Origin of the sequence: Neisseria sp. HMSC075C10 (genome assembly GCF_001815615.1) — a bacterium.
Lineage (GTDB): Bacteria > Pseudomonadota > Gammaproteobacteria > Burkholderiales > Neisseriaceae > Neisseria > Neisseria subflava_A.
Map to the genome: position 1 here is coordinate 1 of NZ_KV821224.1, position 10,693 is coordinate 10,693.

A 10,693-nucleotide genomic window follows, 5' to 3' on the forward strand; every position below is an offset into this window, starting at 1 on the left:
AGAATATTTAGAAACATTTGCAAAGGTCTCTATCAGCCTCAACAATCACTATTAAAATGTGCTCCGATGTTCTCTCTCCGCCTGTATGCGGCTTGGGCAAGGGCGAGGCTGCATTCGAGTAGGTTGCGGTTTTCGTATTCGGACGCGGTGTATGGCTCGGCTTGGTTTTGCTTCCAAAACTGCAGTTGGGCGATGGCGCGGCGCAGGTCGGTATCGTTGCGTATGATGCCCAGATGGCGTTGGTTGAACGCTTGCAGGACGGGGCGGCTGAATGTGTTTTGGAGGCCGTCTGAAAAGATGTCTGTTTCGGCGGAGGGGCTTTCAGACGGCCTTTGGAATGGTTCGGTTTGGAACGCTTGTCTGTCCGCGATGGTTTGGGCGGCAAGTCTGGCGGTAACGACACATTCGAGCAGGGAGTTGCTGGCAAGGCGGTTGGCTCCGTGCAAGCCGGTGCAGGCGGTTTCGCCTAAGGCGTAGAGCTGCGGCAGGGAGGTTCTTCCGCTGGGGTCGGTTTGGATGCCGCCGCAGGTGTAGTGTTGCACTGGGCGGACGGGGATGGCTTGGCGCGTGATGTCCAAGCTGCATTGGGACAGGCAGTGCCGATGGATGGACGGGAAATGCTGACGGACAAATTCTGCAGGTTGATGGCTGATATCGAGTGAGACGAAGTCTTGCGTTTGCTTGGCGATTTCGGCGGCGATGGCGCGGGCAACGATGTCGCGCGGCGCAAGTTCGGCGCGGCGGTCGTAATTCGGCATAAACCGTTCGCCCGCTTGGTTGGTCAGGATGCCGCCTTCGCCGCGCACGGCTTCGGAAATCAGGAAGGTGCGTCCGTTTTCAGACGACCTTGCCAAGCCTGTGGGGTGGAATTGGATAAATTCGAGGTTTTCGACTGCGCAGCCTGCGCGTATCGCCATGGCGATGGCGTCGCCCGTGCATTCGGGCGGCGTGGTGGTGGCGGCGTAAATCTGCCCCAAGCCGCCGCCTGCGAGTACGGTGTGGCGGGCACGGATGCGGTAGGTTTCTTGCGTTCGGCAGTCGAGGACGGTCAGTCCGCACGCTGCGCCTGATTCGGTTTGAACGTCCAACGCCATCTGCCGCTCGCAAACGCGGATGTTCGGGCGGCGGCGTATTTGGGCAATCAGGCTCTGCATGACGGCTTCGCCCGTGTAGTCGGCGACGTGGGCGATTCGGCGACAGGTGTGCCCGCCTTCGCGCGTCAGGTGCAAGTCATTATGATTCCGGTCGAACGCCACACCCTGCGCCAGCAGCCATTCGATTGCCGGTTTGCCCTGCGATAAGATGGTACGGACGGCGGCTTCGTCGCACAAACCTGCACCCGCTTCCAAAGTATCGGCGACGTGTTTTTCGATGTCGTCCTCTCCCGACCACGCCGCCGCAATCCCGCCTTGCGCATGACGGCTGGCAGTGTCGGCCAGCCGGTTTTTGCACAAAATGACGATGCGGAACGACTCAGGCAGCGACAGGGCGAGCGTCAGTGCCGCCAGCCCGTTTCCGGCAATCAATACGTCGCAATCGGTTTGCATGGTGTTGTCCTTGTTTGAGGGGTCGTCTGAAACGGCAATATGGATGGCAAATCAGGCGGGGCCCATGCCGTTGAACACATCTTTTTTCTTCAACCCTGCCGCGAAGTCGAGCATACGCTGCAAAGGCAGTTTGGCGGCTTCGCCCAGCTTTCTGTCCAACAGGATTTCGTTGCGTCCGCTTGTTAGGGCGTATTTGATGCCGCCCAGCGAATTCATCGCCATCCACGGGCAGAACGCGCAGCTTTTGCAGCTTCCGCCGTTGCCCGCCGTCGGCGCGGCGATGAATTCTTTGTCGGGCGCCTGTTTTTGCATTTCGTGCAGGATGCCCAAGTCGGTCGCCACGATGAATTTTTTTTCGGGACGAGATACGGCGGCTTTGAGCAGTTTGCTGGTCGAGCCGACCACATCGCCCAGTTCGATGACGCTTTGCGGCGATTCGGGATGAACCAGCACCACGGCGTCGGGATGTTCCGCTTTCAACGCCGCCAGCTCCTGCCCTTTGAATTCGTTATGGACGATGCATGAACCCTGCCACAACAGCATATCCGCGCCCGTTTCGCGGCGGATGTAGTCGCCGAGGTGGCGGTCGGGCCCCCAAATCAGTTTCTCGCCGCACGATTTCAAATACGACACGATTTCCAACGCCACCGAAGACGTTACCACCCAGTCGGCACGCGCTTTTACGGCAGCGGAAGTGTTGGCGTACACTACGACCGTACGGTCGGGGTGTTGGTCGCAAAACGCTGAAAACGCTTCTTCGGGACAACCCAAATCCAAAGAACATTCCGCCTCCAAATCAGGCATCAGCACTGTTTTTTCAGGGCAGAGGATTTTCGCGCTCTCGCCCATGAAGCGTACGCCCGCCACCACCAGCGTATCGGCTTCATGTTCCGCGCCGAAGCGCGCCATCTCCAACGAATCACCCACGCATCCGCCCGTCTCCAAAGCCAAATCCTGAATCAGCGGATCGACGTAATAATGCGCCACCAAGACCGCATTTTTCTCCTTCAACAAAGCCTTGATTTCGTCTTTCAGACGGCCTGCTGTTTCTCGGTCGGGCGTGTCGGCAACCTTTGCCCACGCCTGACGGATTTGGCAGGCGGAAGTCGGCGTTTGGATGAGTGGCATATCGTAATCGAACGAGCGGCGGGCGGCGGTTTGCATGATGTTTCCTTGTAGCTGGTTTTTCAGACGGCATAAAGGTTTGCCGTTTATATTTTGAAATAGTTTTTATATTATGCTCAATTTGAGTATAATAAGCAAGGTCGTCTGAAAACCGCTTTGGTTTACAATAAGGTTTTCTCTTGAATGAAAGCCACGCATGGATGCCTATCCTGAAACAGCAGCCAATACGCAAAGTATCGTCGAGCTGGTTCCTGTACTGATCGCCATTACAAACGGCAGCTTGAGAGTTTTGACAGTTGCCAAAGGAGAGCTATTACCCAATGGCCTGCTTGCACCGCTTCGCCACTCTCTACAAGCAGGAGTCAGGATGTGGGTTGCCAAACAGACATCACAGCCTATGGGCTATGTGGAACAGCTTTATACCTTTGTAGATACGCGCCGTCAAAACGAGCAAGGCCTACCTGTCTTGTACGTCAGCTATCTGGGGCTGGTGCGCGAGGCGGCCGACAACATCCTGCATCCTGACGCGAAATGGCAGGACTGCTACGGCTATTTTCCATGGGAAGATTTGCGCATCGACGGCGGGCAGCGCGCCGCCATCGTCAGCCACCTGCGCATTTGGGCAAACTCGGCGGATACGGAGGAAGTGCGCCAAAAACGGCTCAAGCGCATTCATTTGTGCTGGGGGGTAGAACCGGAAAACTGGTCGGAAGAATACGTTTTGCAACGCTATGAAATGCTGTATGAAAGCGGCCTGATAGCGGAAGCCGCCGAGCCGCAGGCAAACTTCGACTTCATGCTCACGGGGCAGCCTATGCGCCACGACCACCGCCGCGTGTTGGCGACTGCTCTGTCCCGCCTGCGCGCCAAAATCAAATACCGCCCCGTGATTTTCGAGCTGATGTCGCCCGAATTCACGCTGCTGCAACTGCAAAACAGCGTCGAAGCCATCAGCGGCAGATTGCTGCACAAGCAAAACTTCCGCCGCCAGATTCAGCAGCAAAACCTCATCGAGCCGTCGGATACCAGCGTATCGGGCAGCAAAGGCCGTCCCGCGCAGCTTTACCGCTTCCGCGACGACGTTCTGCCCGATCAGCTGATTTCTGATATCGGACTGCCGCTGGGTAGCCGCTAACTGATTTTCAGACGGCCTCAAATTAAATTTTGCCCCATCGGGCAATATCAATATTTTTCCAACAAAGGAACCTTCATGTCGTCTGAAAACAACCTTCTTCCTCTCCCCGATACCCTGTTGCGCCCCATGGTAGAACAAGCCTTAAGTGAAGATTTAGGCAGGCGAGGCGATGTTACGTCCGCAGCCGTTATCGCTCCCGACAAAACCGCCAAACTTTTCCTCGTCAGCCGCAAAGACGGCGTTATCGCCGGCATGGATTTGGCGCGTCTTGCCTTTCAGACGATGGATCCGTCCGTCCGTTTCCAAGCCGAAATCCAAGACGGGCAAGCCGTTTGCGCAGGTCAGACACTTGCCACCATCGCAGGAAACGCCCGCGCGCTGTTGGCCGCCGAACGCACCGCGCTCAACTATCTTACGCATTTGAGCGGCATCGCCACCGCTACCGCTCGCGCAGTAGCCGAAGTTGCCGGTTACAATGTGGACATCGTGTGCAGCCGCAAAACCATCCCCCTGTTGCGCGTCCTGCAAAAATACGCCGTCAGAGCAGGTGGCGGCGTAAACCACCGCATGGGTTTGGACGACGCCATCCTCATCAAAGACAACCACCTCGCCTATTGCGGCAGCATCGCCCAAGCCGTACGGCAGGCAAAGCAAGCAGTCGGACCGTTGACCTGCGTGGAAATTGAAGTGGACACGTTGGCACAACTGGACGAAGCCATCGTGGCGGGCGCAGAACGGATTTTGCTGGATAACATGGACGACGAAACTTTGAAAGAAGCGGCAAACCGCTGCCACACACAAACCGCCCACCCACACACCGTCTATTGCGAAGCATCGGGCGGCATCGGCTTCGACCGCCTGAAGCGCGTGGCACAAACCGGCGTGGACGGCATCGCTCTCGGCTATCTGACCCACAGCAGCCATTCGTTGGATATAGGTTTGGATTTCGTGGCTTAAATTTCGAGTTTGCTATAAAGTAAAGGCCGTCTGAAATATAGACCTTTTATTTTCAAGCAGCCTTTTTGATTCCAAAGCAGAAAATATAAAAATTATGCAGGTTAGCTTCAACTTTCATATAACATAAAAGAGTAGGGCATAACTAAGCCATCATGTAAAAAAGCCGTCTGAAGCCCAATGTTCAGACGGCTTTTTACTCTCAAAATGATTAATTGATCATCACCATTTTCCAGTTATCCCAATGCGGATTGTTCTACCTGGCGCAGGCAGATAGGAACGGCTCATTGGGTCGAGGTAGTAGCGGTTGGTCAGATTGCTGCCCACCAGTTCGGCAGTCAGGTTTTTGCCGATTTTATAGCGCAGGTAGGCATCCCATACCGCAACAGGCTGCCAGCGCATATAGTCGGGGTCTGCCTGTTTTCCATTACCTGCTTGGTCGTAATATACCTGAAAAATCGCCCTGCGGTATTATTCAGCTTAATAATCAAGTAAGTCTTTCGCGGCTTATCGTATGTAGGAAAACTGCTACAATAATAACCATCAATAAACCATCCCTTGAATCTATTCAGTCTACCTGAAACTCAAAAAGCAGCATGCACATGGTTTTACAGAAACCCTGTAAACGGCAAAGCTATCTCTTTAGAAAACGCATAAGGAAAACAACATGAATCTAGCCATCACTGGCTCCAGCGGCAACATCGGCGGTATGGTCGCCCGTCATCTGAACACACGCGGTCTGCCGCTTATTCTGCCGCTGCGCAATCCTGCCAAAGCGACCGATTTGCCGAACTGCGAGGCGCGACGTTTTGCCTATGGCGATTTGGAGCTTGCCAAGCAGGCATTAAACGGGGTGGACGTGCTGTTTATGGTGTCCGCCGCCGAAAGTCCGTTGCGCGAACAGGAGCATTTGACTTTGGTGCAGGCTGCTTCGGAAGCGGGCGTGAAGCATATTGTCTATCTCTCTTTTGCTCAAGCGGCGTTGGACAGTACCTTCACGCTGGCGCGCACTCATGCGGTTACCGAAAATGCAATCCGGCAAACAAATATGCGCTACACCTTTCTGCGCGACAATTTTTACAGTGAGATGATGGCAACAATTGCTAACGCAGATGGCATCATCGCAGGCCCAGCCGACGACGGGCGCGTTGCCTGCGTTTCGCAGCACGATGTCACCCAATCAGCGGCAAACATCATCGCCGACATCGCTTGCGACAATCACCACCACGATAATCAGACCTACACACTGACCGGTTCCCAATCATTAAGTTTTGCTGAAATAGCCGCCGTCTTAACCGAAATCACCGGCAAACCGCACTGCTACCACAATGAAACTGTGGAAGAAGCCTTCGCCAGCCGCAAAGCTGAGTATCCTGACACTCCCGATTGGCAGATTGAAGCCTGGGTTTCTACCTACACTGCCATTGCCAAAGGCGAGCTTGCTACCGTTTCAGACGACCTGTCGCAGTTGTTGGGACGCGCACCGCTTAGTTTTGAAGACGTAGTAAAGGCACAATATGCAAAATAATCTTGTCCCATTTATCGAGTTTCGTGGCACAGGCAAGCATTATGACGGCAAATATGCTATGCGCGATTTGGATTTGACCATTTATCAGGGTGAATTTTTCGTGTTGGTAGGTGGCTCGGGCAGCGGCAAATCCACCACTTTACGCATGATTAACGCGCTAATTGAACCGACCGATGGCAACGTTTATCTGCACGGCAAACGGATTAAAGACTACGACATCCGCCAGCTCCGCCACCAAATTGGTTACGTATTGCAGCAAATCGCGCTTTTTCCCACTATGACCGTCGCGGAAAATATCGAACTCATGCCTGACGTACTGGGCTGGCCGAAAGCAGAACGCAAAACGCGTGTGAATGAATTATTGGAGTTGGTGGAACTTGACCCTGCGCACTACCGGGACCGCTATCCGCACGAACTTTCCGGCGGTGAACAGCAGCGCATCGGTATTTTGCGAGCCATTGCAGCCAAGCCCCAAGTTCTGCTGATGGACGAACCGTTTTCCGCACTTGACCCGCTGGTACGCACCGTGCTGCAAGACCAAATTGCTATGATTCACCAAAAATTTGGCACCACTATCGTTTTCGTTACCCATGATATGCAGGAAGCCGCCAAACTCGCTTGCCGTATCGGTGTAATGCATAATGGCAAACTGGTACAAATCGGCACACCTGAAGAAATCAAAAAGCAGCCGGTAAACGATTATGTGCAATCGCTGTTTTCCACTGCCGATACACCCGATGCCGAACGCATCATCCACCAATTCTTACGGTTGGATAAACAGGGACAGGAAGCTGTGAGAAGGGCGGTGTTATGATGGTGAAGGCCGTCTGAAACCTCTTTCAAGGCGCTAATACCTTGCTGTAAAGCAAACATAAACATCTATTATTCAACGTACTAAACATAAAATTTAAAACTATGTTCTCATCCCTAAACGTTACCCCAGCAGAACTCTGGCAAATGCTGCTTACGCATTTATGGCTTTCCGGCCTGGCTTTGCTCGCGGCAGTGGCGATTGCGGTGCCTGCCGCCGTGTTGTTTGCGCGCAGACAGCGGGCAGCGGAAGCGGTATTGCAGTTCACCAATATATTGCAAACCATCCCGTCTTTGGCGCTGCTGGGCTTACTGATTCCGTTTGTCGGCATCGGTTCGCCGCCCGTCTTGATTGCGCTCACGCTATACGCGCTGTTGCCGATTTTTCAAAATACCTATTTGGGGCTGACCCAAATCGACCAATCGATTCAAGATGCGTACACCGCATTCGGCCTGTCGCGCTGGCAATCATTGTGGCGGATTGAGCTACCGATGGCACTTCCAGCCATGATTTCTGGCATCCGTACGGCGGCAGTGCTGATTGTCGGCACGGCAACTCTGGCTGCGTTAATCGGCGCAGGCGGCTTGGGCAACCTGATTCTGCTCGGTATTGACCGAAACAACATGACAATGACGTTTACCGGCGCATTGCTCTCCGCGTTATTGGCTGTCGGTGTAAGCGGCATTATCGGGCTGTTGCAAAAATCGCGACGCAAGTTGGCGATTATTCTTGCATTGGCGGTGTGCTTCGGCGCACTCGGTCTGTCGCAGATTTCATTTACACCTGCCACAAAAAACGTGGTGGTTGCCGGCAAAATGGGGAGTGAACCGGATATTCTGATTAACATGTATAAATTATTGATTGAACGTGAGAATTCGAACGTGAAAGTCACAGTCAAACCTAATTTTGGCAAAACCACCTTTCTGTTTAACGCACTGAATAGTGGCGAAATCGACATTTATCCTGAATTCACCGGCACAGTGCTGGAAGCCTTAGTACAAGTACCAACTGAACAGAAGAACCGCCATCTGTCGCCAGATGAAACCTATCAACGGGGCAAACAATTATTGGCGGAACAATATCAGTTAGAGTTTCTGCCACCAATGTCTTATCAGAACACTTATGCATTGGCAGTCAAAGAAAGCTACGGCGCGGAACACCAACTGAATACCATCAGCGACTTGAAGCAGGCTGCGCCCGATATCCGAGCAGGTTTCTCACTGGAGTTTACCGACCGGGCAGACGGCTACAAAGGCATGCAGGCAGCAGGTATCACGCTGAAACATATTGTTAGCTTGGAACCTGCCTTACGCTATACGGCATTGTTGAATGAAAAAATTGACCTAGTGGAGGCATTTTCTACCGATGCAGAATTGAAGCAATACCAGTTGCGCCTGCTGAAAGATGATATTTCCCTGTTTCCTGCTTATCAGGGGGCACCATTGATGAAAGCAGAATTTGCCGAAAAAAATCCGCAAATTGTGACCGCACTTAACCGACTGGCGGGAAAAATTAGCGAAGAGGAAATGAGCGAAATGAACTACCGTGTGAAAGTGCAAGGCGAAAGCGCGGAAAACGTAGCGCGGGATTATTTGGAGAAAAATGGGTTGTTAGGAAAGTAAAATTGGCAGCAGGCTACCTGAAAGCATCAGACTCTTAGGGAGGTATTATGAAAGCCGTAAAAATCTACCAAGACGGCGGAGCGGAACAACTAATTTATCAAGACGTGCCGACACCTGATATCAAAGAGAGTTGGTCACTGGTAAAAATCAAAGGCTTCGGGATCAACCATTCTGAGATTTTCACGCGCGAAGGCAAATCGCCGTCTGTCCAATTTCCGCGCATTTTGGGCATTGAATGTGTAGGCGAAGTGGCGCAAAGTTCCACACCCGCGCTGGCGGTCGGACAAAAGGTCGTCTCTATTATGGGCGAAATGTATGGGCGAAATGGGGCGCGCCTTTGACGGCAGTTACGCCGAATATGTGCTGCTGCCCAACGAGCAAATTTCCCCCGTTTATACCGACTTGGATTGGACAACCCTTGCCGCAATTCCCGAAACCTACTACACCGCGTTTGGCTCATTACAACAGCTTCGTATCGCGCCGCAAGATCGTGTGCTGGTGCGTGGTGCAGGCAGTGGCGTGGGCGTAGCCTTTGCACAGTTGCTTAAAGCGCAGTTTCCGCATGTCGTACTGCACGGTTCAACGCGTAATCCTGCCAAAGCTACCCGTTTGCAGGCGGTTGGATTTGACGAAGTGATTACTGAAGCCGATGGCAAAATACAAACTGACCAAAGCTATGACAAAATTCTGGAATTGGTCGGGCCGGCAACTTTGCGTGATTCTTTCTCCCACATCAACGAACACGGCATCGTCTGCAATACAGGGCAGCTTGGTAACATATGGTACGTGAACAATTTTGATCCGATTATTGAACTCAAAAACAACAGCTATCTTACCGCCTTTTATTCGGGCAATGTCTCGCAAGCCAAGCTGGATGCGATGTTTGACTATATCCGGCAATTTAATGTGAAAATCTTAATTGAACGCGTGTTTACATTGGAACAAGTTCCCGAAGCCCACCGTTTTTTGCAAAGCGCGGACGGATTTGGGAAAGTGGTGGTGGTCAATGAATAGGGCTATCTAAAATTCTATAAAAGAAATTTAATCATGCTTTGGAATAAAACTGTGATCTGAATTGGTTTCATGGATATTGATAAAGAGAAGGCCGTCTGAAATTCTTCAGATGGCCTTTTATATTTGAATTCTGTAAGTGATTGTACAACTAGAAGAAACAGGACTTAGCAGGCTAAAATACTAGCATTATGAATTTAACATAATATAAATTAATTTCCTTTTCCCTATTCTTCTACAAATTCCGCTGTTTTGTTCCTATATGTCAAATGAGAATTAATGATACTCAAGAGAGTGTGCTCATAGTACTCCAATTTTTAGTATAAAATCAATAGGTTTTAAGCTGCTTAATTTTACTGTGACTCTACCACTGAATTAATGAAGTTGCAGGCTGTTTTTTGCTTTTCAGACAACCTTATGGTTTAAAGAGGTCGTCTGAAACCCTAAAAAGCAGTAGGTAGGCTTGGTTAATAAATCAAATGCTTTAGAAAAATGAAACGGTTTGTTGGGTCTCAACCCAAGCTAGGCTTGCTCAAACAACTGCGTAAACAGGTGCATTTTGATGAAATTATGGCGGGGAGCTATATTTTTGATAAACAAAAACAAGCCCAATCTTATACGATGTTAAAATCGATTGTGGATAAGCAATCGTGATAAAAACATGGCGAGATCATCTCGCCATGTTTTATGCCTAAACCATTTTCGACAACAAAATCTCCTTCAACTTGTTATACACCCACACCACTCGCTCGGCAACAATCGTTTGATATGGTCGATATAAATAAAGCTGCCATTTTTGCTTTTCAATTTCAGGGAAGAGTTCCACCAATCGACCGTTTTTCAAATAGGGATCACAACGCTGTTTAAGTAAGATAAGAGCAAGAGCATCCAGCTAGCGCCGATTGCAGTTCGCTTTGCACAGATGTATAGACTGAGACCTTTGCAAAATTCCTTTTCCCC

General features: G+C 51.3%; 10 protein-coding genes. 7 read left to right on the forward strand and 3 right to left on the reverse strand.

What is annotated here, in order from left to right; translation table 11 throughout:
* Positions 1-38 precede the first annotated feature (38 nt).
* Both nadB and nadA read right to left on the reverse strand, forming a co-directional pair.
* Complete coding sequence (gene nadB, locus HMPREF3047_RS00220; protein WP_070711762.1) at positions 39-1,547, reverse strand: L-aspartate oxidase; 1,509 nt, start codon at positions 1,545-1,547, stop codon at positions 39-41.
* A 51-nt stretch (positions 1,548-1,598) separates the two neighbouring features.
* Positions 1,599-2,711, reverse strand: a complete 1,113-nt coding sequence (gene nadA, locus HMPREF3047_RS00225) for a quinolinate synthase NadA (protein ID WP_049336219.1) — start codon at positions 2,709-2,711, stop codon at positions 1,599-1,601.
* Positions 2,712-2,868: 157 nt separating this feature from the next.
* Here nadA and HMPREF3047_RS00230 point away from each other — a divergent pair, with 157 nt between their 5' ends.
* Together HMPREF3047_RS00230 and nadC are read left to right on the forward strand one after the other, a co-directional pair.
* Positions 2,869-3,807 (forward strand): NUDIX hydrolase, encoded by a 939-nt coding sequence (locus HMPREF3047_RS00230; protein WP_070585271.1) that lies wholly within the window; start codon positions 2,869-2,871, stop codon positions 3,805-3,807.
* 75 nt (positions 3,808-3,882) lie between these two features.
* Positions 3,883-4,764 carry a carboxylating nicotinate-nucleotide diphosphorylase gene (nadC, locus tag HMPREF3047_RS00235; RefSeq protein ID WP_070711766.1) on the forward strand — a complete coding sequence of 294 codons (882 nt, stop codon included), beginning with the start codon at positions 3,883-3,885 and terminating at the stop codon, positions 4,762-4,764.
* A 219-nt stretch (positions 4,765-4,983) separates the two neighbouring features.
* Here the strand turns inward: nadC and HMPREF3047_RS00240 are convergent, their stop codons facing one another.
* Positions 4,984-5,163 carry a TonB-dependent receptor gene (locus HMPREF3047_RS00240; protein WP_070461572.1) on the reverse strand — a complete coding sequence of 60 codons (180 nt, stop codon included), beginning with the start codon at positions 5,161-5,163 and terminating at the stop codon, positions 4,984-4,986.
* Positions 5,164-5,428: 265 nt separating this feature from the next.
* Between HMPREF3047_RS00240 and HMPREF3047_RS00245 the strand changes: the two genes are divergently transcribed.
* The 5 genes from HMPREF3047_RS00245 to HMPREF3047_RS00260 all read left to right on the forward strand — a co-directional run bounded on the left by HMPREF3047_RS00245 (position 5,429) and on the right by HMPREF3047_RS00260 (position 9,736).
* Positions 5,429-6,289: an SDR family oxidoreductase gene (locus HMPREF3047_RS00245; protein WP_070711769.1), complete on the forward strand. Its 861-nt coding sequence runs from the start codon at positions 5,429-5,431 to the stop codon at positions 6,287-6,289.
* Positions 6,279-7,103 carry an ABC transporter ATP-binding protein gene (locus HMPREF3047_RS00250; protein ID WP_070711772.1) on the forward strand — a complete coding sequence of 275 codons (825 nt, stop codon included), beginning with the start codon at positions 6,279-6,281 and terminating at the stop codon, positions 7,101-7,103. Before HMPREF3047_RS00245 ends, HMPREF3047_RS00250 begins: the two co-directional genes overlap by 11 nt.
* Positions 7,104-7,204: 101 nt before the next feature.
* Positions 7,205-8,722 (forward strand): ABC transporter permease/substrate-binding protein, encoded by a 1,518-nt coding sequence (locus HMPREF3047_RS00255; RefSeq protein WP_070711774.1) that lies wholly within the window; start codon positions 7,205-7,207, stop codon positions 8,720-8,722.
* A 47-nt stretch (positions 8,723-8,769) separates the two neighbouring features.
* Complete coding sequence (locus tag HMPREF3047_RS11470; protein ID WP_210399746.1) at positions 8,770-9,063, forward strand: alcohol dehydrogenase catalytic domain-containing protein; 294 nt, start codon at positions 8,770-8,772, stop codon at positions 9,061-9,063.
* Entirely contained in the window at positions 9,038-9,736 is a 699-nt protein-coding gene (locus HMPREF3047_RS00260; protein ID WP_210399342.1) for a zinc-binding dehydrogenase, read from the forward strand. Before HMPREF3047_RS11470 ends, HMPREF3047_RS00260 begins: the two co-directional genes overlap by 26 nt.
* The last annotated feature ends 957 nt before the right edge of the window (positions 9,737-10,693 follow it).